The sequence below is a fragment of the Nocardioides sp. Soil796 genome, assembly GCF_001429525.1.
In the GTDB taxonomy this organism is placed as follows: domain Bacteria; phylum Actinomycetota; class Actinomycetes; order Propionibacteriales; family Nocardioidaceae; genus Nocardioides.
On sequence record NZ_LMSQ01000018.1, the window covers coordinates 884,623 to 908,373 of the forward strand.

Annotated in this window: 26 protein-coding genes; 8 read left to right on the plus strand and 18 right to left on the minus strand. The window is 70.3% G+C overall.

The window, feature by feature from the left end; translation table 11 throughout:
* Positions 1–385, plus strand: a 385-nt coding sequence (locus tag ASH02_RS26425; RefSeq protein ID WP_200959162.1) for a hypothetical protein, incomplete at its 5' end; no start/stop codon positions are given.
* A 467-nt stretch (positions 386–852) separates the two neighbouring features.
* Positions 853–975: a hypothetical protein gene (locus ASH02_RS27300; protein WP_268793384.1), complete on the plus strand. Its 123-nt coding sequence runs from the start codon at positions 853–855 to the stop codon at positions 973–975.
* A 119-nt stretch (positions 976–1,094) separates the two neighbouring features.
* Here ASH02_RS27300 and hemB read toward each other — a convergent pair whose 3' ends face one another.
* The 7 genes from hemB to ASH02_RS15675 all read right to left on the minus strand — a co-directional run bounded on the left by hemB (position 1,095) and on the right by ASH02_RS15675 (position 8,903).
* A complete protein-coding gene (gene hemB, locus ASH02_RS15645) occupies positions 1,095–2,072 on the minus strand; it encodes a porphobilinogen synthase (protein ID WP_056688668.1) in 978 nt (325 codons plus the stop codon).
* A gap of 85 nt (positions 2,073–2,157) precedes the next feature.
* The gene (locus ASH02_RS15650) at positions 2,158–3,870 is read right to left on the minus strand and encodes a uroporphyrinogen-III synthase (RefSeq protein ID WP_056688671.1); all 1,713 of its coding nucleotides are present in this window, start codon (positions 3,868–3,870) and stop codon (positions 2,158–2,160) included.
* Positions 3,867–4,808 (minus strand): hydroxymethylbilane synthase, encoded by a 942-nt coding sequence (gene hemC / locus ASH02_RS15655; RefSeq protein WP_056688673.1) that lies wholly within the window; start codon positions 4,806–4,808, stop codon positions 3,867–3,869. The genes ASH02_RS15650 and hemC overlap by 4 nt, the downstream gene beginning before the upstream one ends.
* Entirely contained in the window at positions 4,805–6,106 is a 1,302-nt protein-coding gene (locus ASH02_RS15660; RefSeq protein WP_056688677.1) for a glutamyl-tRNA reductase, read from the minus strand. The genes hemC and ASH02_RS15660 overlap by 4 nt, the downstream gene beginning before the upstream one ends.
* Complete coding sequence (locus ASH02_RS15665; RefSeq protein WP_056688679.1) at positions 6,103–6,789, minus strand: redox-sensing transcriptional repressor Rex; 687 nt, start codon at positions 6,787–6,789, stop codon at positions 6,103–6,105. The genes ASH02_RS15660 and ASH02_RS15665 overlap by 4 nt, the downstream gene beginning before the upstream one ends.
* Before the next feature lie 223 nt (positions 6,790–7,012).
* Entirely contained in the window at positions 7,013–7,255 is a 243-nt protein-coding gene (locus ASH02_RS15670) for a glutaredoxin family protein (protein ID WP_056688681.1), read from the minus strand.
* Positions 7,248–8,903 (minus strand): AMP-binding protein, encoded by a 1,656-nt coding sequence (locus tag ASH02_RS15675; RefSeq protein WP_082620907.1) that lies wholly within the window; start codon positions 8,901–8,903, stop codon positions 7,248–7,250. Before ASH02_RS15675 ends, ASH02_RS15670 begins: the two co-directional genes overlap by 8 nt.
* Before the next feature lie 104 nt (positions 8,904–9,007).
* Between ASH02_RS15675 and ASH02_RS15680 the strand changes: the two genes are divergently transcribed.
* The 3 genes from ASH02_RS15680 (at position 9,008) to ASH02_RS15690 (ending at position 12,018) form a co-directional block, all read left to right on the plus strand.
* A complete protein-coding gene (locus tag ASH02_RS15680; RefSeq protein WP_235532673.1) occupies positions 9,008–9,895 on the plus strand; it encodes an HAD family hydrolase in 888 nt (295 codons plus the stop codon).
* A 103-nt stretch (positions 9,896–9,998) separates the two neighbouring features.
* Positions 9,999–10,769, plus strand: coding sequence for a sigma-70 family RNA polymerase sigma factor (locus ASH02_RS15685; protein WP_056688683.1), 771 nt, complete (start codon positions 9,999–10,001; stop codon positions 10,767–10,769).
* A gap of 121 nt (positions 10,770–10,890) precedes the next feature.
* Complete coding sequence (locus tag ASH02_RS15690; RefSeq protein WP_057295040.1) at positions 10,891–12,018, plus strand: DUF5667 domain-containing protein; 1,128 nt, start codon at positions 10,891–10,893, stop codon at positions 12,016–12,018.
* A 66-nt stretch (positions 12,019–12,084) separates the two neighbouring features.
* On the opposite strand, the gene ASH02_RS15695 is transcribed toward ASH02_RS15690, so the two are convergent.
* The 4 genes from ASH02_RS15695 to ASH02_RS15705 all read right to left on the minus strand — a co-directional run bounded on the left by ASH02_RS15695 (position 12,085) and on the right by ASH02_RS15705 (position 14,733).
* Positions 12,085–13,212 carry a lysophospholipid acyltransferase family protein gene (locus ASH02_RS15695; RefSeq protein ID WP_056688688.1) on the minus strand — a complete coding sequence of 376 codons (1,128 nt, stop codon included), beginning with the start codon at positions 13,210–13,212 and terminating at the stop codon, positions 12,085–12,087.
* Positions 13,205–14,242 carry an NAD-dependent epimerase/dehydratase family protein gene (locus ASH02_RS15700; protein ID WP_056688690.1) on the minus strand — a complete coding sequence of 346 codons (1,038 nt, stop codon included), beginning with the start codon at positions 14,240–14,242 and terminating at the stop codon, positions 13,205–13,207. The genes ASH02_RS15695 and ASH02_RS15700 overlap by 8 nt, the downstream gene beginning before the upstream one ends.
* Positions 14,243–14,258: 16 nt before the next feature.
* Positions 14,259–14,360 (minus strand): 30S ribosomal protein bS22, encoded by a 102-nt coding sequence (locus tag ASH02_RS25685; protein WP_008356322.1) that lies wholly within the window; start codon positions 14,358–14,360, stop codon positions 14,259–14,261.
* Positions 14,361–14,532: 172 nt separating this feature from the next.
* Complete coding sequence (locus tag ASH02_RS15705; protein WP_056688692.1) at positions 14,533–14,733, minus strand: helix-turn-helix domain-containing protein; 201 nt, start codon at positions 14,731–14,733, stop codon at positions 14,533–14,535.
* A 413-nt stretch (positions 14,734–15,146) separates the two neighbouring features.
* Here ASH02_RS15705 and trpS point away from each other — a divergent pair, with 413 nt between their 5' ends.
* A complete protein-coding gene (trpS, locus tag ASH02_RS15710; protein ID WP_056688694.1) occupies positions 15,147–16,097 on the plus strand; it encodes a tryptophan--tRNA ligase in 951 nt (316 codons plus the stop codon).
* 111 nt (positions 16,098–16,208) lie between these two features.
* On the plus strand, positions 16,209–16,943 hold the full coding sequence (locus ASH02_RS15715; protein ID WP_057295041.1) for a lipoate--protein ligase family protein: 735 nt from the start codon (positions 16,209–16,211) through the stop codon (positions 16,941–16,943).
* A gap of 66 nt (positions 16,944–17,009) precedes the next feature.
* Here the strand turns inward: ASH02_RS15715 and proC are convergent, their stop codons facing one another.
* The 7 genes from proC to ASH02_RS15750 form a co-directional block, all read right to left on the minus strand.
* A complete protein-coding gene (proC, locus tag ASH02_RS15720) occupies positions 17,010–17,813 on the minus strand; it encodes a pyrroline-5-carboxylate reductase (RefSeq protein ID WP_082564179.1) in 804 nt (267 codons plus the stop codon).
* Positions 17,814–17,833: 20 nt separating this feature from the next.
* Positions 17,834–18,769 (minus strand): proline dehydrogenase family protein, encoded by a 936-nt coding sequence (locus tag ASH02_RS15725; protein WP_235529969.1) that lies wholly within the window; start codon positions 18,767–18,769, stop codon positions 17,834–17,836.
* 81 nt (positions 18,770–18,850) lie between these two features.
* Positions 18,851–19,588: an ABC transporter permease gene (locus ASH02_RS15730; protein ID WP_056688698.1), complete on the minus strand. Its 738-nt coding sequence runs from the start codon at positions 19,586–19,588 to the stop codon at positions 18,851–18,853.
* Positions 19,585–20,298 carry an ABC transporter ATP-binding protein gene (locus ASH02_RS15735; RefSeq protein WP_057295042.1) on the minus strand — a complete coding sequence of 238 codons (714 nt, stop codon included), beginning with the start codon at positions 20,296–20,298 and terminating at the stop codon, positions 19,585–19,587. Before ASH02_RS15735 ends, ASH02_RS15730 begins: the two co-directional genes overlap by 4 nt.
* A gap of 261 nt (positions 20,299–20,559) precedes the next feature.
* Positions 20,560–21,153 (minus strand): TetR/AcrR family transcriptional regulator, encoded by a 594-nt coding sequence (locus ASH02_RS15740; RefSeq protein WP_056688703.1) that lies wholly within the window; start codon positions 21,151–21,153, stop codon positions 20,560–20,562.
* Positions 21,150–21,944: a sugar phosphate isomerase/epimerase family protein gene (locus ASH02_RS15745; protein WP_057295043.1), complete on the minus strand. Its 795-nt coding sequence runs from the start codon at positions 21,942–21,944 to the stop codon at positions 21,150–21,152. The genes ASH02_RS15740 and ASH02_RS15745 overlap by 4 nt, the downstream gene beginning before the upstream one ends.
* A complete protein-coding gene (locus ASH02_RS15750; RefSeq protein ID WP_056890272.1) occupies positions 21,941–22,906 on the minus strand; it encodes a Ppx/GppA phosphatase family protein in 966 nt (321 codons plus the stop codon). The genes ASH02_RS15745 and ASH02_RS15750 overlap by 4 nt, the downstream gene beginning before the upstream one ends.
* A 39-nt stretch (positions 22,907–22,945) precedes the next feature.
* On the opposite strand from ASH02_RS15750, the gene ASH02_RS15755 reads away from it, so the two are divergent.
* Positions 22,946–23,722 carry a hypothetical protein gene (locus ASH02_RS15755; RefSeq protein ID WP_056688711.1) on the plus strand — a complete coding sequence of 259 codons (777 nt, stop codon included), beginning with the start codon at positions 22,946–22,948 and terminating at the stop codon, positions 23,720–23,722.
* Positions 23,723–23,751 lie beyond the last annotated feature (29 nt).

Consider the following 23,751-nt stretch of genomic DNA (forward strand, 5'->3'; position numbering starts at 1 on the left):
GCACCCCACCAACGGCGGCAAGGTCGGCTCCCCGCACACTGCCTCCGGCGGCAACAACACCGGCAACACCGGCGACCCGGAGTCCCCGTCGACTGAGTCCCCCTCGACCGGCACCACCGACCCGGGCACGACCGACCCAGGCACGACCGACCCAGGCACGACCGACCCAGGCGACGACCCGGCAGGCACGCTCACGAAGACAGGCGAGGCCATCAAGAAGGCCACCGACCCGGTCGTCGCGACCGTGACCGGCTTGCTCGGACCGATCGAGAAGACCCTCGTCGCGACGCTGGCGCCCGTCAAGTGCACCGCCGAGTCGCTGACGTTGGCGCACCTAGGAGACAGCACCTACTACAAGCGCTGCCTCGCGTCGTACGGCCTCTGATCTGACACCTCGAACGGCCCGGACTCCACACGGAGTCCGGGCCGTTCGGCATTTGCGCCACCGGGTGCAGCGAAACGGACCACTCCGCGTGCAGACGCCGTCCGTTTCGCGTCACTCGGTCTGATCAGGCGGCGTCGCAGCGCTTGTGCACCGGATCGCAGTCACCTGATGACAGCAAGGCGGTGCACAAGGGCAGGGCACCGGCGGCGGCACAGTCGGTCAGCACCGGAGAGCGCATCGGCGCCGGCGGACCGTGCGACAGGTAAGTCGGGGGCTCGGCACCAGGTCCACGCTCGGATCCGGACCGAAGTCGCCGAGTTACCTGTCCTACGGTCCGTTGCGGCCCGGAGGCAGGCGAGGAACCGGTCGCCGATGACCCGTGACGTTCATCTGGGCATACAGTTCAGCGGTCGCAGCCCCAAGGCCACGCTCAGCCGTCGCCCGTGCGGCGTGAACTGTATGTCGACATGAGCAACCATCGGCGCCGCGAGCTGGCCACGGCCAGATCCGCAGGGGCGAAGCGCACGGGCAGCGTCACCGGCGGTGACGGTGTGCTCGACCTTGTGCACCGTGCTGCGTGCAGCAGGTGACTGCCCGGCCGGGCACAGGCCGGTAGGCCAGGCGGTGCACACGCCGGTGGGCAAGACGGGCACACGCCCGTGGGCAAGGCGGTGCACATGCCGGCGTACAGACAGCGCGGCGACGAACCTCAGCGGCGCAGGAGGCGGGCGGCCTCGGCGGCCCAGTAGGTCAGCACCACGTCGGCACCGGCCCGGCGGATCGAGAGCAGCGTCTCCATGATCGCGGCCTCGCGGTCGATCCAGCCGTTGGCGGCCGCGGCCTCGACCATGGCGTACTCCCCCGAGATGTTGTACGCCGCCACGGGTACGTCGACCGCGTCGCGCACCCGGCGGATGACGTCGAGGTAGGCCAGGGCCGGCTTCACCATCACGAGGTCCGCGCCCTCGGCAATGTCGAGCAACGCCTCGCGGACGCCCTCGACGGCGTTGCCGGAGTCCTGTTGGTAGGTGCGCCGGTCGCCCTGGAGCGAGGAGTTGACCGCCTCACGGAACGGTCCGAAGAACGCGGAGGCGTATTTCGCGGAGTAGGCCAGGATCGAGACGTCGGAGGCACCGGCGTCGTCGAGGGCAGCGCGGACCACCCCCACCTGGCCGTCCATCATCCCGCTGGGTCCGACCATGTGCACCCCGGCGGCGGCGTGCGCGCGGGCCATCTCGGCGTACACCTCGAGGGTGGCGTCGTTGTCGACCCGCCCCGCGTCGTCGAGGACGCCGCAGTGGCCGTGCGAGGTGAACTCGTCGAGGCACAGGTCGCTCATCACGGTGAGCGCGTCACCCACCTCGGAGACGACGTCGGCGATCGCCACGTTGAGGATGCCGTCGGGGTCGAGCGCACCCGACCCGGTGGCGTCCTTCTCGGACGGGATGCCGAAGAGCATGACGCCGCCGAGTCCCAGAGAGGCGGCCTCGGCGGCGGCCTCCTTCAGCGACGAGCGGGTGTGCTGCACGACGCCGGGCATCGAGGAGATCGGGACCGGCTCGGTGGCGCCCTCACGGACGAAGACCGGCAGCACCAGCTGGCGCGCCTCGAGCGAGGTCTCCGCGACCATCGCGCGCAGTGCCGGCGTACGACGCAGGCGGCGGGGTCGGACTGTCGGGAACTCCATGCTGCTCCTCCGCTCGGGTGGGAAATGCCGGACGTCCTGCGTCGTGGCCGCCGGAGCGACCCCGACGCAGGACGTCACGGATGGATCAGGACGTCGTGGCCCGGCGACGGGTCGACGGCTTGCGGTCGGACGGCTTGGTGACCGGCTGACCGCTCTCGACCAGCGACGCACGACGCGTGGCACCGAAGTCGGCGAGCGCGTCGACGAGCACCTCGACCGACGGCTCGCTGGCCATCACGTCGACCCGCAGGCCGTGCTCCTCGGCGGTCTTGGCGGTGGCCGGACCGATCACCGCGATCACGGTGGAGGCGTGCGGCTTACCGGCGATGCCGACCAGGTTGCGCACCGTCGAGGACGAGGTGAACACGACCGCGTCGAACTTGCCCGACTTGATCGCGTCACGCGTCGGCGCCGGCGGCGGCGTGGCCCGCACCGTGCGGTAGGCGGTGACGTCGTCGCACTCCCAGCCCAGGTCGATCAGGCCGGCCACGAGGTTCTCGGTGGCGATGTCGGCGCGGGGCAGGAAGACCCGGTTGATCGGGTCGAGCACGTCGTCGTACGGCGGCCAGTCCTCGAGCAGGCCGGCAGCGGACTGCTGGCCCGAGGGCACCAAGTCGGCGCGCAGGCCCCACGCGGCGATGGCCGCGGCGGTCTTGTCGCCGACGGCGGCGATCTTGAGGCCCGAGAAGGCACGTGCGTCGAGGCCGTACTCCTCGAACTTCTCGCGCACGGCCTTGACCGCGTTGACCGAGGTGAACGCGATCCACTCGTAGCGACCCTCGACCAGGCCGCGCACGGCCTTGTCCATCTGCTGCGGGTTGCGCGGCGGCTCGACCGAGATCGTCGGCACCTCCTCGGGGACGGCGCCGTAGCCGCGCAGGCGCGAGGTCAGCGAACCGGCCTGCTCCTTGGTGCGCGGCACCAGCACCCGCCAGCCGAAGAGCGGCTTGGTCTCGAACCACGACAGGGTCTCGCGCAGGTTGACCACGTCGCCGACCACGGTGATCGCCGGCGGGGCGATCTTGGCGGCGCGGGCGTCGGCGGCAATGCGCTCGAGCGTCGAGGTGACGGTCGACTGGGTGGTGGTCGTGCCGGACTGGGTCATCGCAACAGGAGTCGTCGCCGAGCGACCGGCGTCGATCAGTGCCTTGGCGATGTCACCGATCGAGCCGACCGCCGAGAGAAGCACCAGGGTGCGGTTGTCGGCGTACCGGCTCCAGTCGATCTTCTCGCCACAGGTGACCACGGCGACCTCGCGGTTGTTGCGCGTGGTCAGCGGCACTCCGGCGTACGCCGGCACCGCGGTGGCCGACGAGACACCGGGCACGATCTCGAAGCCGATGTCGGCCTTGGCACAGGCCTGGGCCTCCTCGGGCCCGGAGGCGTAGAGGAACGGGTCGCCGTTCATCAGGCGTACGACGCGGAGCCCGCGCCTGGCCTGCTTGACGACCACCTTGGCGCGGTTCGCGTGGGTCAGCGGCTGGCCGTCGGGGCCGAACCCACCGTCGACGATCTCGGGGCCGGCGGCCTCCTCGAGCGTCTCGTTGCCGTCCTCGTCGGCGACCATCCGCGGCTCCGGGATGCCGAGCACGGCGCGCACGAACGCGGCATGCTCGGGCAGCTCGGTGACGACGACCTCGGCGTCGCGGAGCAGCTCGGCCGCCCGCACGGTCAACAGGTCGGGGTCACCGGGGCCACTGCCCACGAATGCCACCCACCCGCGTGCCTGCGAAGGGATCGTTGACGGGCCCTGCACGGATGCGGGGGCCGGCGTGGTCTTGATCTTTCGTCCAGTCATGCCTGCTGCCTTCTACCTGGTGTGTCGATCAGTTCAGCTGCGCCCTCTTCGAGCATTCCGGCCGCCAACCGGGTGCCCACTCCTGCCGCGTCGGCGAGTGGGCCACTCGCTGATCTGCGGATGTCGATCGTGCCGTCGTGCGACAACGCCACGGCGCGGATCCAGACCTCGTGTCCGTCCTGCCCGTCGTCGACCACTTCGGCCAGTGCTCCCACCGGGGCCGAGCATCCGGCCTCCAGCGTGCTGAGCACGGCCCGCTCCGCCTCCACGGCGGCCCGGGTGAACCGGTCGTCGAGGTGTTCGCGCAGCCGTGCTGCCAGCTCCGTGTCGGTGGTGCGGCACTCGACGGCGAGGGCTCCCTGCCCCGGGGCCGGCAGCATCTGGATCGGGTCGATGGTCTCGGTGACCAGCTCGAGCCGACCGATGCGCGCCAACCCGGCACGGGCCAGGATCACGCCGTCGACCTCACCCGAGGTGACCTTGCCGACGCGGGTGTCGATGTTCCCGCGAAGTCCCACGATCTCCAAACCGAGACCGAGGGCGCCGAGCTGGGAGGCCCGGCGCGGCGACCCGGTGGCGACGACGGAGCCCTGCGGCAGCTCACCGAGGGTGAGCCCGTCGCGGGCGACCAGCACGTCGCGCGGGTCCTCGCGGGTGGGTACGGCGGCCAGGGTGATGCCCTCGGTGGGTGCGGTGGGGATGTCCTTGAGGGAATGCACCGCCACGTCGACCCGACCCTCGAGCAGGGCGTCGCGCAGTGCACTGACGAAGACGCCGGTGCCGCCGAGCGTGGCCAACGGGGCACGAGAGACGTCGCCCTCGGTGGTGATCTCGACGAGCTCGACCTCGACGCCGAGGCGTTCGCTGATCATCTCGGCCACATGGCCGCACTGGGTGCGGGCCAGCAGGGAGGCGCGGGTGCCGATCTTGATCGTCATGTCAGACGCCCCGCTCGGGTGACCGCGTCGACGGCCTCCGGGTCGAGGGCGAAGAGCTCGCGCAGGGCAGCCGCGTAGGACACGGCGCCGGTCTCGTTGGCGAGCTCCTTGACCCTGGTGGTGGGCTGGTGGAGCAGCTTGTCGGCCACCCGGCGTACGGCCTGCTCCACCTCGGCGCGGGACGCGTCGTCGAGGTCGGGCAGGCGGGTGAGCAGCCGCTCGATCTCGCCGTCGACGACGTCGGTGGCCATGCTGCGCAGGGCGACCACGGTCGGGGTGACGCTCGCCTTGCGGCGGGCGCTGACGAAGGCGGCGACCTCCTGGCCGACGATCTCGCGGACGCCGATCACCTCGAGGGCACCGTCAGTGCCGGAGAGGTCGGAGGCGAGTCGGCGCAGGTCGATCACGGAGACGCCGGGGAGGTCGGCCACGGCCGGGTCGACGTCGTGCGGGAGGGCCAGGTCGAGGAAGACCAGGGGGTCGTGGTTGCCGGCCCGTGCGGCGGCCACCTGGCCGGCGGTGACCACCTGACCGGTGGCGCCGGTGCAGGAGACCACCAGGTCGGCCGTGGCCAGCTCGTGAGTGATCTCGGAGAGGGGCAGCGAGCGGGCGCCGTACTCGGTGGCGAGGCGTTCGGCGTTGCCCTCGGTGCGGTTGAGCACGGCGATGTCGGCGGCGCCCAGGCGGGACACGGTGGCCACCGAGAGTGCGGCCATCGCGCCGGCCCCGACGACGGCGACGCGCTTGCCGGCGACGCTGCCGATGTCGGCGGCGGCCAGGTCGAGGGCGGCCGAGACCATGGAGGGTGCGGCGCGGTCGATGTCGGTCTCGGCGTGGGAGCGCTTGCCGACCCGCAGGGCCTGCTGGAAGAGCACGTTGAGCGCGGGACCGACGGTTCCGGACTCCTGGCCGAAGCGGAGCGCCTCGCGGGCCTGGCCGAGGATCTGGCCCTCGCCGACGACCATCGAGTCGAGCCCGGCGGCGACGTGGAAGAGGTGCGACACGGCACCGTCGTCGTAGTGCACGTAGAGGCAGGAGAGCAGGTCGTTGTCGAGCGCCAGGTCGGCGCCCCGGTCGCAGAGCAGCCGCGAGATCTCCTCGACGCTGCCGTGGAAGCGCTCGACCTCGGTGTAGATCTCGAGGCGGTTGCAGGTGGCCAGCACGGTGGCCTCGGCGACGTGGTCGACGCCGATGACGTCGGTCAGCAGCTTGGCGACACCGTCCTCGTCGAGGGCGAGACGTTCGAGGAGGTCCACCGGGGCTGTGCGATGTGAGATTCCGACCACGAGGATGCTCACGCGATCACCTCCTGGTCCGTTGCGTGGCCCAGGTCCGCGTCGGGAGCCGCCTTGCGCTGCTCGTGGTAGGCGAGGATCTGGAGTTCGATGGAAAGGTCGACCTTGCGTACGTCGACTCCCTCGGGCACCGAGAGCACCGTCGGGGCGAAGTTGAGGATGCTGGTGACGCCGGCGGCGACCATGCGGTCGGCGACATCCTGGGCGGCCACCGCGGGCGTGGCGATCACGCCGATGGAGACGGACTCGGCGGCGACAATCTCCTCGAGGTCGTCGAAGGGACGCACCTCAAGACCGGCCACCGCCTCGTCGTGGCGTTCGGGGGCGGCGTCGAGAAGGGCCACCACGCGGAAGCCTCGCGAGCGGAACCCGGAGTAGTTGGCCAGCGCGTTGCCGAGGTTTCCGATGCCGACGATGACGACCGGCCAGTCCTGGGTGACGCCGATCTCGCGGGCGATCTGGTAGCGCAGGTAGTCGACGTCGTAGCCGACCCCGCGGGTGCCGTAGGAGCCGAGGTAGGAGAGGTCCTTGCGGAGCTTCGCACTGTTCACGCCGGTGGCGGTGGCGAGGTCCTCGCTGGAGCAGGTGCCGATGCCGCGCTCGACGAGCACGGTCAGCGCCCGGAGGTAGATCGGCAGCCGGGCCACGGTCGCCTCGGGGATCTCACGACCAGCGGTTCGGGCCACGCCGTCGACAGGTGCAGCCCCATGGGGGCTGCCGGCGGCGGGCGTCCGTGCGGTCAATTGTCTCGTCTCCAAGGCGCCGCCAGGCACGATTCATCACCTGGCTGGAATGCGAGGCGGTGTTCCTTGCGGCGTCGTTCACTTTAGGAGTTTGTGAACGGAAGAACAAAACGAGTCCGCACCGTGGCTACCACAGGCGGGGTGACCCATCTCACGGGGGTCCCGATCAGCCGGTCAGGGCCTGCCTCAGCCGGGCCTCGTCGACCCTCCAGAAGTCGTGCTGGCGCCCGTCGACGAACGTCACCGGGACCTCGTCGGTGAAGCGTGCCTGCAGCTCGGGATCGGCGTCGATGTCGACCTCGTCGTAGGACTCCCCGAGGTCGGCGCAGACCCGTTCGATGACCAGCCGCGCCTCGTCGCAGAGGTGGCAGCCGGTGCGGCCGTAGAGCCGGACCCGGGGCTCAGCCACCGGACGCCTCTTCGGTCGGCTGGTCGGTCGGCTCGTCGGTCGGCTCGTCGGTCGGCTCGTCGAAGAGGGCCACCCGCTGGCGGGCGGCGGCGCGGAGCCGGCCCTTCTGCACCTTGCCGGTGACGGTGTAGGGCAGCTCGTCGACCACGTGCACGGTGGTGGGCTGCTTGAAGCGGGCCAACCGGTCGGCGCAGCGGGCACGCACCGCCTCCTCGAGCCCGGCCTCGTCACCGTCAGGGGTGGCCACGACGTAGGCCACGACCGCCTCGCCGGTGAGCGGGTCCTCGACCCCGATCACGGCGCAGGCCTGCACCCCGGGGACGTTCGCGATGGTCTCCTCGACCTCGGAGGGGTAGACGTTGAAGCCGGACACGATGACGAGGTCCTTGCGCTTGTCGACCAGGAAGAGGTCCCCGTCGGTGTCGAGGAAGCCGACGTCGCCGGTGGCCCACCAGCCGTCGCCGTCGGGTCCCTCGCGACCGTCGGGCCAGTAGCCGCTGAACAGGTTGCCGCCACGGATCTCGATGTCGCCGGGGTCGCCGCCCTCGACGTCGTGACCGGCCTCGTCTCGCAGCCGGATCTCGATGCCGGGCAGCGCCGCACCGACCGAGCCGGTGGGCGCGTCCTTGCTGCACAGCGTCGAGGTGACCACCGGCGCCGCTTCGGTCAGCCCGTAGCCCTGGTGCACCGCGACTCCAGTGCTCTCGACGAAGGAGTCGATGACCTCGGCCGCCAGCGGCGCCGAGCCCGAGAGCACCAGCCGCACGGGGCCCAGGCGCTCGGCGAGGTCGTCGAGCGGCAGCCAGTGCGCGAACACCGGCGGCGCCACCGGCACCACGCTGATCGCCTCGTCCTCGATGAGGTCGAGGGTGCCGCCCGGTTCGAAGGAGTCGGCGAGCACCACGCGCACCCGCAGCCGCAGCGAGGCGCCGAGCACGGCGTTGAGGCCGTAGACGTGGAACAGCGGCAGCACCCCGAGGACCACGTCGTCGGCGGCCAGCATCGGGGGCTGGACCTCGGCGATCTGCTCGATGTTCGCCAGCAGTGCCCGGTGACTGAGCATGGCCGCGCGCGGGCGCCCCGACGTACCGCTGGTGTAGAGGAGCGCGGCCAGGGTCTCGGGGTCCTGGAGCGCGGGGAGCGCGCGGCCGTGGCTGGCACTGAGGTGGGCGTAGGACCGCTCCCCCGGCTGCAACGTCGAGCCGACCGTCACCAGACGGGGCTTCGGGACGTCGGCCAGGTCGTCGGGGTCGATGCCCTCGAACTCGCCGTTGCGGGCCCGCTCGACGATCTGGAGGGCCTCGCGGACCACCGTCACGGTGTCGGCGATGATGATGCGGGTGCCGGAGTCGGCCAGCATGCGGGCCAGCTCGTTGGCGGTCGACCGCGGATTGACCGGTACGACGACCAGCTGCGCGCGCAACGCCCCGAGGTAGCTGGTCACGAACTCGATGCGGTTGCCGAGCACGAGCATCACGCGGTAGCCGGCGACGGCGCCCTCGTTGGCATAGCCGGCGGCGACCCGGTCGACCTCGTCCTCGAGCTCCGACCACGTGACCCGGCGTCCGCTGGACGCCTCGACGACCGCCATGCCGTCGGGCAGTTCGCGCGCGGCCGACGTCAGGAGGTCGGCGACCGAGTTCGTCATGCGCAGATACTTCCACACGAAGGTCGGTCGCTGGCGAGAACCCGAACGCCCCGGGGTACGCAGAGCGCGCCTCCGCAACGTGGGTTGCCCACTAGGGTGGAGGCGTGAACGACAAGCGGCCCCAGGCTCCCCGTCGGATCGACCTCAAGGCGCGGTCGACGATGGCCGGCGAGGCCGCGGCCGCGGCGACCGAGGTGGAGTCCGCCCTCGACGTCCCGCCCGACCCGGGGTCGGCGGCGTTCTTCGACGTCGACAACACGATCATGCAGGGCGCCAGCATCTTCCACCTCGCCCGTGGGCTGCACCGCCGCAAGTTCTTCACCACCCGCGACATCGTCGGCGCGGCCTACAAGCAGGCCTACTTCCGCCTCGTCGGCGTCGAGGACCCCGAGCACGTCGCCGAGGCCCGCAACTCGGCGCTCAGCTTCATCGCCGGACACACGGTCACCGAGCTCGAGGAGCTCGGCGAGGAGATCTTCGACGAGGCGATGGCGCACCGCATCTGGCCGGGCACGCGCGCCCAGGCCCAGCTGCACCTCGACCAGGGCCAGCGGGTCTGGCTGGTCACCGCGGCACCGATCGAGATCGCCAGCATCATCGCCCGCCGACTCGGACTGACCGGCGCGATGGGCACCGTGGCCGAGCACGAGGACGGCGTCTACACCGGCCGCCTGGTCGGCGACATGCTCCACGGTGAGGCCAAGGCCGAGGCGATCAAGGCCCTCGCAGCGCGTGAGCACCTCGACCTGACCCGTTGCTCGGCGTACAGCGACTCCTCGAACGACCTGCCGATGCTCGGGCTCGTCGGCGACCCGGTGGCGATCAACCCGGACGCGAAGCTGCGGGCCCACGCCCGCGAGCAGGGCTGGCGGATCCGGGACTACCGCACCGGACGCAAGGCCGCCCGGGCCGGGCTGGTCCTGGGCGCCGTCGCCGGAGCGGCAACGGGGTCGGTCGCCGCAGCAGCAGCACTGCGCCGCAACCGCAACTGAACGTGTCGGGCACCTCACATTCTGGAGAGGTGTTCACAGATGACCGAAAATTACCTACTCTTGGGTAGCGGGCCAGGGAGAGGACCGCGGGAGGGCAGGATCGATGTCTTGGGGAGCGCAGGACCTCGCGCGCGGCATGACCGCGTTGCGGGACGCGGTTCTCGCGACCCTCGCCGCTGAGCCCGAGCTGGCCCACGGCCTCGCCGGCGACTCCGGCGTCGTGCTCACCCAGGACGTCCTCGCCGGCACCCGTCCCTCCGGCGGCGGCAACGGGTCGTACGACGACGCCGACCAGGCCGCGTCCTCCGCGGAGAACGAAGCCGACCGCGAACGCATGATCGCACTGGTCGAGCTGGCCCGTGGAGGCGACAAGGAGGCCTTCGGGCAGCTCTTCGACCACTACCACCCGGCGGTCTACCGGTTCCTCTACTACCGCACCCGGTCCCAGACCCTGGCCGAGGACCTCGCCTCGGAGACGTTCTTCCGTGCGCTGCGGTCGATGAACAACTTCCGCTGGCAGGGCAAGGACTTCGGCGCCTGGCTGATGACCATCGCGCGCAACCTGACCACCGACCACTTCAAGGCCGGCCGCACCCGCCTCGAGATGACCACCGAGGACATGGGCGCCCACGACGACGTCACCGACGGACCCGAGTCCGCCGTCCTCGCGTCGCTCACCAACGAGTCGTTGCTGGCCGCCCTGCAGAAGCTCCCCAAGGAGCAGCAGGAGTGCCTGATCATGCGGTTCCTCCAGGGCATGAGCATCGCCGAGACTGCCCAGGTGCTGGCCCGTTCCGACGGCGCAGTCAAGCAGTTGCAGCTGCGCGGCGTGCGCAACCTGGCGAAGTTGCTGCCCGCGGGGATGAGGGACTGATGTCGCCTACGTCTCAGACCGTAACCTCGGTTCCCCGCGCCTCGTTGTTCCTGTCGACAGGGTCACTGCCGACGGCTGCGTGCGGCCGGCGTGACGTGAACGAACCGACAGGAAGAGCGCGATGATCTCGGTGCTTCCGGCACACAGGCGTGCCGAGGAGTTCAACGCCCAGCTCGAGGGCGCGGGCGGCAGCCACAACTCACGGCATGCCGACCTCCTCGAACTGGTCTCCGCCATGCGCTCGGTCGAGGCCCCCGCGCCGCGGCCCGACTTCGTCGCGGACCTGCGGGCCCGACTGATGGCCGAGGCCGACGTCGCCCTGACCGAGGTCGACCGCAAGCTGGCCCTGCCGGCCCACCCGCGCAGCCACCGCGACCGGCGCATCGCCGTCCTGGCCGGCACCGCGGCTCTCCTGGGCGCCACGACCTCGGTCGCCGTTGCGGCCCAGGGCACCCTCCCGGGCGACACGCTCTACCCGGTGAAACGGGCCATCGAGGGCATCCAGTCCTCCCTCACGTTCGACGACACCGCCCGCAGCGAGACCGTCCTCGACCAGGCCACCGGCCGTCTCCTCGAGGTCGAGGCGCTGGCCCGCCAGGTCGACTCCAGCCGGGCCGACCAGCTGCCGTCCACCCTCGACGACTTCTCCAGCCAGGCCGGGGAGGGCGCCGACCTGATCTTCACCGAGTACGACGAGACCGGTGACACCGATCCCCTCGTCGAGCTCAACGGCTTCGTCGACTCAAGCATGAAGAAGCTGGTCGACCTCGACGCGCTGCTCCCCTCGACGGTCACCGACTCGCTGCGCAACGCCACCACCGTGCTGACCCGCATCGACGACGAGATCACCAAGCTCTGCCCCGAGTGCGCCGGCGGCATCCTGCAGCTGCCCGCCCGGCTGACCAGTGCACTGGGCAGCGCCGACCCGGGCCCCGTGGTCACCCCGAAGCAGAAGACCTCCACTCCCGGCGACTCCACGCCCAACCAGGCGATCGACCCGAAGGACGTCATCCCGCTGCCCCCGGTCGGCGGCGACTCGACGCCTGACTCCCCGACGTCCGACCCGACGAAGACGATCACCGAGGAAACCCCCAAGACGGTGAAGAAGACCGTCAAGGCGGTCGAGGGGACGCTCAAGGGCGGCAACGAGCTCCTGCTCGGCACTAACGGCGTGCTCGGCCCCGTCACCACGACGCTCGACCCGCTGCTCGGGCCCATCCTCGGTGACGGCGGCCTGCTCAGCGACTGAGCCGTCGCCCCGCCCTACACCGGTCGGCCTTCGAGGACCAGCCCGCGAAGGTCACGTTCTCGCAGGTCAGCCGAAGACCGACTTGCGCTCCATCAGCAGCTTGTAGAGCGACTGCTGGATCGTCTCGCGCACCTGGTCGGTCACGTTGAAGACCAGCATCGGGTCGTCGGCGGCGTTCTCGTCGTACTCGTCGGTGCGGATCGGCTCACCGAACTCCAGCAGCCACTTCGAGGGCAGCGGCACGAGTCCGAGCGGGCCCAGCAGCGGGAAGAACGGCGTGATCGGGATGTAGGGGATGCCGAGCAACCGGGCCAGTGAGGGCACGTTGCCGACCAACGGATAGATCTCCTCGGCACCGACCACGGACAGCGGGATGATGGGTACGCCGGTGCGCAGTGCGGCCGAGACGAATCCGCCGCGGCCGAAGCGCTGGAGCTTGTAGCGCTCGGAGAACGGCTTGCCGATGCCCTTGAAGCCCTCGGGCCAGACTCCGACCAGCTCGCCCTGGCGCAGCATGCGCTCGGCGTCCTCGCTGCACGCGAGGGTGGCGCCGCCCTTGCGGGCCACACCGCCGACCACGGGCAGCTGGAAGACCAGGTCAGCACCGAGCGGGCGCAGGAACCGGCCGGCCTTGTCGTGCGTGGTGACCATGGTCATCAACCCGTCGATCGGCACCGTGCCGGAGTGGTTGGAGACCACCAGCGCGCCGCCCTCTGCGGGGATGTTCTCGAGGCCGCGCACCTCGATGCGGAACCACTTCTCGGCGACCGGGCGAAGGGCGGCCATGAAGAACTTCTCGGTGATCTCCGCGTCGAAGCCGTACTCGTCGACGACGTACTCGCCGTTGACGCGGCGGCGCAGGAACGCGAGGAAGTGGGCCAGCCGCGGCTCCCAGTCGGTGCCGAAGACCTCACGGGCGGCCTGGTTGATCGCGCTCAGCCAGTCACCGATCGGGATACCGCCGCCGGGGGCGCGGTCGACCGCAGTGGTCGCCGACGTCCCGGGTGTGCGCACCGCCGGCTGCTCGATGACCGGGGTGTCGGTCGTCGGCTCGTCGGCCTTCACCCGGGTCGGCTTGGAAGCGGCCTTGCGACCCGTGGCCAATCCGCGCGCGGCCGACGACGGTCGCTTGCTGCCACTGCCGCGCCCGGGGCGGCCACGGGTGCCGATCGGGATGATGTCTGCGTCACCCACGGGCGTCTCCTCGCGTCAGCTGGTGGGAGAGTCCGGCCAGCACGTTGTCCGGAGAGGCAAGGCGCCCCGGTGAGTGGATGCCCGGCGGCAGGGTGGCCGCGAAGTCCGCGAACGCGCCGGCGGTGGTGTACTGCGGCTCGAAGCCCAGCTCGGTGCGCATCCGGGTGGTGTCGACGCCGCGACCGAAGGTCAGGAACTTGACCTGCTCGGGCGAGAAGTCGGCATGGCCGAGCTTGCGCAGGGCGGTGCCGAGGCCTCCGACCGCGAAGGACGGCAGCGGCAGGGTGGCGCGACCCATGCGGCGGGCGGCCTGGGAGAGCATGATGACGCCGTCGCCAGCGACGTTGAACGTGCCGACGGCATCGGAGAGCACGCCGTGGCGCATCACGGCCATCAGGTCGTCGACGTGCAGGAACTGCAGGCGCGGGTCGAATCCGAGGACGGTCGGCAGCACCGGCAGCTTGAAGTACTGGGTGATCGGCGACTGGACCCCGGGGCCGAGGATGTTGGCCGCGCGCAGGGTCGCCACCTCGACGTCGGGTCGGCGGCGCGCGAAACCGCGCACGTAGCCCTCGACCTCGTAGGCGTCGCGGGAGTAGCCCGAGCTCGGCGTGCGCTTCGGGTTCATCTCCTCGGTGAACATCGCCGGGTCGCGGTTGCTGGCGCCGTACACCGTGGTGGTCGACTTGACCACGAGTCGCTGCAGCCCCGGGGCGCGCTGGCAGGCCGCGAGGAGCTGCATCGTGCCGATGACGTTGAGCTCCTTCATCGTCCCCCGACCGCCGACGCCACCGGGGGTGGCGATGACGCTCATGTGGACGACCGTGTCGACGTCTTCCTTGGCGATCACCTTGGCGATCACGGGCGTGCGGATGTCCGCACGGATGAAGTCGACACCGGAGGTGTCACCACGCGGCGGGACGATGTCCACGCCGATGACGCGATCTACGGCGGGGTCGTCGGCAAGTTCGCGCGCCAGCCGTCGCCCGAGGTCCCTCGAGACCCCGGTGACCAGGACGACCCTGCCCATGACCCCGCCCCGAGTCTTACTTGCCGAGCTTGCGGCGCTGGACGCGCGTCTTCTTCAGGAGCTTGCGGTGCTTCTTCTTCGCCATACGCTTACGGCGCTTCTTGATGACTGAACCCACTGTTTTCCTTCCAGAGCTGTGGTCGCGCCCGACAGAGCGGCCGGGGCGACCGGCACAGCCTATCCGCCAATGGGCAGGCAGCAGAAACCAGCGGTCAATTGACCACTATCCGGCTCTGGAAGGAATTGGGCCCCGGCGCTTCCCCGGGAGCCCGGACTCAGTCGGAACAGGCTCAGCCTGCGTCGAAGAAACTGCGCTCGAGATAGGCGTTGACGTCCTTCTCGGTGACGCGGAAGGAACGGCCGACCCGGACGGCGGGGAGCTCCCCGTTGTGCACGAGGCGGTAGACGGTCATCTTGGACACGCGCATAGTCGCCGCGACCTCAGCGATCGTCAGGAACTTCACCTCGGAGATATCGCCCGAGTTTGCCATGGCACACCACAACTTTCCTCCGGCACGTCACTCGCTTCCCCACGAGTGATCAGCGTGCCTCACTCCCGTGAGAATAGGGCCTGATGTGACCTGTGGGGAAGGGTGGACGGAAAAATAGTTCTGGGCACTCGGCGTGTCGGATTGAACTCACTCCCCCACGAACCGTGGATTGTTGCGTCGCGAGCCGTGGATTGTTGCGTCGCGAGCCGTGGATTGTTGATGCACGAGCCGTGGGTTCTTGGTGGTTGGCCCAGTTGTGGCACCATCGAGGGGTGCTGACGAACCGCTCCACCCAGTGGTGGCCCGCCTGACCGGCGGACCCCACTTCGACGCACCCCTTCGAAAATCGGCCGCCCTCGGGCGGCCGTCGTGCATTTCGGCTGACCCGTGGGCCCTCACCCCCAGGAGTCACCATGATCAAGCTCTCGCTCTTCAAGCCCACGGGTCACCTCACGCTCGGCAACCACCTCGGAGCCCTGCGCCCCATGGTGGCCGGCCAGGCGGAGGGCCGCGGCTTCTACGGCATCGCCGACCTGCACGCGCTGACCGTGCCGCACGAACCGGCCAGGTTGCGGGCGCTCAGCGCCGAGATGGCCCGTCTGATGGTCGCCGTCGGCCTCGACCGGAGCACGCTGTTCGTGCAGAGCCGGGTGCCCGCGCACTCCGAGCTCTCGTTCCTGCTCGAGTCCACGGTGCACACCGGCGAGCTGAACCGGATGATCCAGTTCAAGGAGAAGGGCCGCGACCAGCCCTCCACCCGCGCCTCGCTCTACACCTACCCGGCACTGATGGCGGCCGACATCCTGCTCTACCGACCCGAGCAGGTGCCGGTCGGCGACGACCAGCGCCAGCACGTCGAACTCACCCGTGACCTGGCGCTCCGCTTCAACCGGCTGTACGGCGAGGTGTTCACCGTGCCGGAGATCGTCACGCCACCCTCCGGTGCGCGGGTGATGGACCTCCAGGACCCGACCACCAAGATGGGCAAGTCGCACGTCGACGGTGCCGGCATCATCTACCTGCTCGACCCGCCCGACGTCGTACGCCGGAAGGTGGCACGGGCCGTCACGGACTCCGAGGTCGGCGCCGCCTCGGTGCGCGCAGACCGCGACGCCAAGCCGGGCGTGACGAACCTGCTCGACATCCTCACCGCGTGTGGCGGATCGGCCGACGGCATCACGACGTACGGCGCACTCAAGGCAGCGGTCACCGAGGCAGTGGTCAACGAGCTCGAGCCGATCCAGAAGCGGTTCGCCGACCTCGACGACGCCGCGGTCACGGAGGTCTTCGAGAGCGGTGCGGCGACGTGTCGGCAGGTCACTGCCCCGGCGCTGGCCGCCGCCCGCACCGCCATGGGATTGTGACCCGGCAGCCTCGCTGGACGAGCACTGAGTCAACGCGGAACATCGCAGTCACTGGGTGACTGTGATGTTCCGCCTTGATCGCCGGAGGGGCCAGCCCACTAGGTTGCTGGGGTGGATCTCCTTCGCGGCCGCGTGGCCGATGCCGACCCTGCCCTCGAGATGGCTGCCTCACACGCCCTGCTCCGACGGGCCAGCCGGGGCGAGATCGACGCCGCGCTGCGCGTGTTCCGGCCGACGACGATGGTGGCGTTCGGGCGCCGGGACACCAACCGTCCCGGCTTCCCGGCCGCAGCGCAGGCCTGTCGCGACGCCGGCTTCACGCCCGTCGTTCGCGCATCGGGCGGCCGCGCCGTGGCGTGTACGACGACCGCACTCGTCATCGACCACGTGCAGCGCGACCCCACGTCGTTGGGCGGGATGGATGACAGGTTCGAGGACTACGGCGCCATGCTGGCCGGCGTGCTCGCGGACTTCGGGATCGATGCCCGGGTCGGGGAGGTGCCGGGCGAGTACTGCCCCGGGGCGCACTCGATCAACGCGCGCGGCGAGGTGAAGCTGATCGGCACGGCGCAGCGCATGGTGCGCGACGCGTGGCTGTTCAGCTCCGTGGTCATCGTCGACAACGCACCCAGTCTGCAGCCCCTGCTGGCCCGGGTCTACGACGCCCTGGAGGTCCGTTTCGACCCGGCGTCGGTGGGCGCCGTCGCCACCGAGTCAGGCGTGGGGGTCGACGTGCTCGAGGAGGCGTTCATCGGTGCGTACGACGACCGCTTCGGGCTCACCGAGTCGGCGTACGGCAGCCTCGACGAGGCCCGGTCAATGGTCGACGACCACCGGGTGGACTGACCGGCAAGTCATCAAGAATCCACGGTTCGCGACGCAAGAATCCACGGTTCGCGACAGGGAAGGACGTCAGGAACCTTCGGCGAGGGCCTGGGAGCGGTTGCGGGCGGCCTCCATGGCGGAGAGGAACGCGGCACGCACCTTGTGCACCTCGAGCTCGCGGATCGCGGCGGCGGTCGTGCCGGCCGGTGAGGTGACCTGCTCGCGCAGGACGGTCGGGTGGGTGCCGGTCTCGCGGAGCATCTTCGCCGAGCCGACGACGGTCTGGATGACCAGCTCGGTGGCGGTGGCACGCGGCAGGCCGAGGTGCACTCCCGCCTCGATCATCGACTCGACGACGTAGAAGACGTAGGCCGGGCCGGACCCGGAGATCGCGGTGACCGCGTCGAGGTGCTTCTCGTCGAGGCGCATCACGTGACCGGTGGCACCCAGCAGCTGCTCGGCCTCGGCGAGGTGCTCCTCGTCGCAGTGCGAGCCGGGCGAGATCGCGGCCATCCCCTCGTCGACCAGGGCGGGCGTGTTCGGCATGACGCGGACCACTGCCACGCCGTCGGGGATGCGGGACTCAATGAACGCGGTGGTGATGCCGGCAGCCAGCGAGACGATCAGCTGGCCGGGGCGGAGGTGCGGCTCGATCTCCTCGAGCACGGCGCCCATGTCCTGCGGCTTGACCACCAGGGCGAGGGTGTCGGCCTTCTGCGCGGCCTCGACGTTGGAGACCACGGTGACGCCGTACCGGTCCTCGAGCTCACCGGCCCGGGCGGCACGCTTCTCACCGACCAAGAGGGTGTCCGGGGCAGCACCGGCCCGCAGCATTCCGGACAGGAGGCTCTCGCCCATGACGCCGGCGCCGATGATGGCGGTCTGTGCCACGCGGTCCACCCCTTCTGTGACTACTTCTTGGAGACCAAGGACTTCACGAAGAATGACAGGTTCTGCGGTCGCTCGGCGAGACGTCTCATGAGGTAGCCGTACCACTCCTGGCCGTAGGGCAGGTAGACCCGCACCGTCTCTCCGGACGCTGCCAGTCGCTTCTGCTCCTCGGGACGAATGCCGTAGAGCATCTGGAACTCGTAGGTGCCCTTGTCGCGACCGGCATCGGCGGCGATCGACGACGCGATCGCGACCATGCGCGGGTCGTGCGTGGCGATCATCGGGTAGCCGCTGCCGCGCAGCAGCACCTTGAGGCAGCGCACGTAGGACTTGTCGACGTCGAGCTTGTCCTGGAAGGCGACCGACTCGGGCTCGTTGTAGGCGCCCTTGCACAGTCGCACCCGCGAGCCCTGGTGGGCCAGCGCGCGGCAGTCCTCCTCGGTGCGGTGCAGGTAGGCCTGCAGCACGGCGCCGGTCTCGGGGAAGTCCTGGCGCAGCTCGGCCAGGATCGCCAGCGTCGCGTCGGTGGTGGTGTGGTCCTCCATGTCGAGGGTGACCGTGGTGCCGGCGTTGCGCGCGGCCCGGCAGATGGTGCGGGCGTTCTCGAGCGCGGTCTTGTGGCCGATGCTCGGCAGCGCCTGGCCGATCGCGCTGAGCTTGACCGAGACCTCGGCCTTGCGGGCCAGGCCTCGGGCCGACAGCTGGCCGAGCAGGTCGAGGTAGGCCTCGACGGTGGCGTCGGCCTGGGCCGCGTCGAGGGTGTCCTCGCCGAGGAAGTCGAGCGTGACGGTCAGGCCGTCCTCGACCAGGGTGGCCGTCGCGTCGACGGCCTCTTCGTTGGACTCACCGGGGACGTAACCGTGCACGATCCCCGACGACACGGGCAGGGTGCTGACCAGCTTCTTCACGCGCTCGCTCCGGGCAAGGAGCAGCAGCGGTTCACGCAACAAGGACATGTGACCAAGGCTACGCTGAAAGTCCCCGCAGATCCCAGTCGGGTGTGCCGACCACTCCGGGTGAATGCCCCTTACGTCCGCTCAGGTCGTACGTCGACGCAGCGTGGCCGCACCGAGCGCCAGGGCGGCCAGCGCGAAGCCGACGACCACGGCCAGGTCGCCCCACACGTCGCCGGTCTCGGTGGTCGTGGTCAGGGTGCTCATCGCGTCGACCGCGTAGGAGAGCGGCAGGACGTCACTGATCACGCCGAGCACGTCGGGCAGGAGCTCGCGCGCCACGAACAGGCCGCACAGCAGGATCTGCGGGATCACCAGCAGTGGCATGAACTGCACGGCCTGGAACTCGGTCTGCGCGAAGGCACTGACGAAGAGGCCGAGCGCGGTGCCGAGGACGGCGTCGGCCACCGCGACGACGGTGAGCAACCAGACCGGTCCCTCGACGTCGAGCCCGAGCAGCCCCACGCTGAGCACCACCGCGAGGATCGACTGCACGGTGGCGATGGCACCGAACGCCAGGGCGTAGCCGACCAGGAAGTCGCCCTTGCCCATCGGCATCGACAGCAGCCGCTCGAGCGTGCCGCTGGTGCGCTCGCGCAGCGTGGTGACGCTGGTGACCAGGAACATGATGATGAAGGGGAACATCGCCAGCAGCGCGGGACCGAGCCGGTCGAAGGTGTTGCCGGGCAGGTCGTCGAACATCCACCACAGCAGGGACATCAGCAGGCAGGGCAGCACCAGCAGCATGGCCAGGGTGCGGTGGTCGCGGCGGATCTGGGTGAGCACCCGGCCGGCCACGGCGAACGTGATCCGGGGATTCATGCCGCACCCCTCACGATGGTCAGGAAGGCCTGCTCGATGTCGTCGGCACCGGCCTTCGCTCGGATCTCGTCGGGCGTTCCGTCGGCGATGAAGACGCCGTCGCGCATCAAGAGGAGTCGGTCGCAGCGCTCGGCCTCGTCCATCACGTGGCTCGAGACCAGCACGGCCGCACCGTCGTCGGCGAGGCGGTGGAACATCGCCCAGAGGTCCTCGCGCAACACCGGGTCGAGGCCGACCGTCGGTTCGTCGAGCACCAACAGGTCGGGGGTGCCGAGCAACGCCACGGCCAGGCTGGCCCGGGAGCGCTGGCCGCCACTGAGGTTGCCGACGACCGCGTCGGCGTGCGACCCGAGGTCGACCGACTCGATGACGCGGTCCACGTGGTCGGCGCCGACGCCGAGCACCTTGGCGAAGAAGCGCAGGTTCTCGCGCACGCTGAGGTCGTCGTACACGCTCGCGGCCTGGGTGACGTAGCCGATCCGGTCGCGCAGGGCGCGGGACCCGGCCCGCGCGCCGAACACCGTGACCTCGCCCCTCACCCCCGCTTGCACGCCGACGAGCACGCGCATCAACGTGGACTTGCCGCAGCCCGACGGGCCGAGCAGTCCGGTCACCTGGCCCACGGGGATCGTGAAGTCGAGCCCGTGGAGGACCTCCTTGGCGCCGCGGACCACGTCGAGTCCGTGCACCTCCACCGCTTTATTCATCATGTGATGAATTATGCTCCCGAGTCGGCCGGATGACAACCCACCCCTCGCGAGTTCTTCACACTGTCGCCCCGCGGAGGACGGACCGTCGAACATGCAGTTCGGCCAGTACGTCGTACGACGCACGCTCACGGACGCGGGCCCTGGCGCGAACTGCATGTTGAACGGTCCGCCGAGGCTCTCGGACATCGGCGCTTCAGCGAGCGACCCAGCCGGCCAGCCGGTGAGGACCGCGCCTCCGACCCGTCGTGAGTTCTTCGGAGCTCAGGGAAGCTCGCCCGTGAGGTAGCGCTGGAGGGTGGGCGCGTAGATCGCCACCACTTCGTCGGGCGACATCGAGGCCAGCGGCTCGACCTTCAAGAGGTACCGCACCATGATCAGCCCGAGCACCTGGCTGGCGACCAGCGGCATTCGACGCTCCGGCTCGTCGATGCCCAGCGCCACGCCGACCGGTCCGATCACGACCTTGAGAAAGCCCTCGCGCAGCAGCACCTGGCCGTCTGGCTCGGCGATGCTGCGCACCAGTCCCAACAACGGCAACTGCAGGGCCGGGTCGTCCCAGACGGAAAGGAAGACCCGCAGCATCCGCTCGCCCGCACCCTTGGGCCCCTCGGCGATCGCGGGGGCCAACAGCACCCGCGGGTCGACCGGAAACCGCAACGCGGCCAGGAACAGCGCGTCCTTGGTGCCGAAGTAGTGGTGCACCAGGGCCGGGTCGACGCCGGCGGACTGGGCGATCGCGCGCACCGACGTACCGGCGAAGCCCCGGGTGCCGAAGAGCTGCCGCGCGGCGTCGAGGATCGCGGCTCGGGTGTCGGGAGAGCCGGGCCGTCGTCCGGCCCGACGCGCGGAGCTCATCGCGGCAGCTTCGTGACGAAGTGGTCCCGGGCGAACTGCAGTGACTCGGCCAGGTCGGCGGTGCGGGCTGCCGAGGTGCCCGAGCGCCGGGTGTTGATCTCGACCACGATGTGCCCCTCGAACCCGACCTCGGCAAGGTGGCCGAGCAGCTCGGCGGCCGGCTGGTTGCCCCGCCCCGGCACGAGGTGCTCGTCCTTGGGCGTCCCGCTGCCGTCGGTCAGGTGCAGGTGCCGCAGGCGCGGGCCCAGCCGCTTGGCCATCGCCAGCGGGTCGGACTGCGCGGTCGCGGCGTGCGAGAGGTCGAGCGTGGTGTTCGCGTAGTCCTCCTCCGACGGGTCCCACCCGGGCAGGTAGACCTCGACGCCCCGCCGCGACGTGGCCCGCCACGGGTACATGTTCTCCACGGCGAACGCGATGCCGGTCGACTGCTCCAACCCCTCGATGCCCCAGATGAACTCGCGGGCGTAGTCCTTCTGCCACCGGAACGGGGGGTGTACGACGACCACGTCGGCGCCGACCTCGCTCGCCATCTCGGCCGAGCGCTCGAGCTTGCCCCAGGGGTCGGATCCCCAGACCCGCTGGGTGATCAGCAGGCACGGCGCATGCACCGCGCACACCGGGATCGCGTGGTGCTCCGAGAGCTGCTTGATCGCAGAGGTCTGCTGGCTCAGCGCGTCGATGCCGACCATCACCTCGACCGCGTCGTAGCCCAGCTTCGCCGCGTAGGTGAAGGCGTGCGCCGTCGACTCGGGATAGACCGAGGCCGTGGAGAGACCGACGAGGGAAGTCACCTCAGACTGGTTCCACCGGGCCAGACGCCCTCGAGCACGCTGATCTGGTCGAAGCGTTCGAGGATCACGCCCTCACGAAGCGCCCACGGGCAGACCTCCAGCGCGGGGAGGTCGAAGATGTCGAGCACCGCCTCCGCCACCAGCGCGCCGGGAACGATCTGGTGGCTGCGGCTCGGCGAAACACCGGGCAGCACCGCGAGCTCCTCGGGCGACATCGCGATCAGCTTGGGCAGCCACTCGGCCAGGGCCGCGGCCGGCAGCTGGCGCGGCACGAGCGGACCGTCGCCGGACGGCGCGGCGCCGCAGATGCGGGCCAGCGAACGGAACGTCTTCGAGGTGGCCGCGGCACGGTCGGGCGCGCCGGCGCGCAGCAGGTTGCCGGCGTCGCGCGCGATCTCCGCGCGGATCTGGCGGCGCAGGGCGCGGATGCCCTCCTCGTCGGGCACACCGGAGCCGAACCAGTCCTTGGCCAGCCGCGCCGCCCCCAGGGGCAACGACCAGGCCACGTCGGGCGCCTCGTCCTGGCCGCCGGCGATCTCGAGCGAGCCGCCGCCGATGTCGAAGACGGCCAGCCGCCCGGCAGACCAGCCGAACCAGCGGCGTACGGCGAGGAAGGTCAGGCGCGCCTCGTCCTCTCCGGGCAGCACCTCGAGGTCGACACCGGTGACCTCGCGGACGTGCTCGAGGACGGCGTCCGAGTTGCCCGCGTCGCGCACCGCGGACGTGGCGAAGCCGAGCATCTCCTCGCAGCCCTTGTCCTCGGCGACGACCAGCGCCTGCCGGCAGAACTCGGTCAGCGCGTCGATGCCGGCCTGCGACACCGCACCCTCGTCGTCGAGGTGCTCGGCCAGCCGCAGGGGCTCCTTGTAGGAGTAGGCCGGCAACGGCGCAGCACCACCGTGGGCATCCACGACGAGCAGATGACCCGTGTTGGAACCGATGTCGAGCACTCCCAGCCTCATGGCACCACGGTATCCCCGTCCGCCACGTATGGTTGCCGCGTGCCCGAAGTGCCCCTCGACTTTCCGCGCGCATGGGTCGAGTTCCCCGATCCCGGCGACGCCGACCAGGTCTTCCGCTGCGACCTCACGTGGCTGACCTCGAACTACACGTGCATCTTCGGATCCGGCTGTTCCGGCATCTATCGCGACTCCCCCGACGTCGGCTGCTGCACGCTCGGCGCGCACTTCTCCGACAAGGACGACGAGAACCGCGTCGCGGCGTACGTCGACCAGCTCGACGAGACCACGTGGCAGTTCCACCCGGGCCGCAAGGTGCGCAAGAAGGACTGGATCGAGAAGGACGACGAGGGCGCACGCAAGACGCTGGCCATCGAGGTCGACGGCCAGAACGCGTGCGTCTTCCACAACCGTGCCGACTTCTCGACGGAGAACTGGACGGTCGGCGCCGGCTGCGCCCTGCACGGACTGGCCCTCGCCCAGGGACGCAACCCGCTGGAGACCAAGCCCGACGTGTGCTGGCAGCTGCCGATCCGGCGCACCTACCGCGACGTCGAACGCCCGGACGGGTCGACGTACAGCGAGGTCACCGTGACCGAGTACGACCGCCGCGGCTGGGGCGCGGGAGGTCACGACCTCGACTGGTACTGCACGGGCAACACCGAGGCGCACGTCGCGATGGAGCCGTTCTACGTCACGAACGCCGCCGAGCTCGTGGAGCTGATGGGGCAACCGGCGTACGACGAGCTGGCGCGTCACTGCGAGCACCACCTGCGATCGCGTTCCCTGCTTGCGATCCACCCCGCCGATCCGCGCTGACCCACCCGCCGGATCACTTCCACGACAAC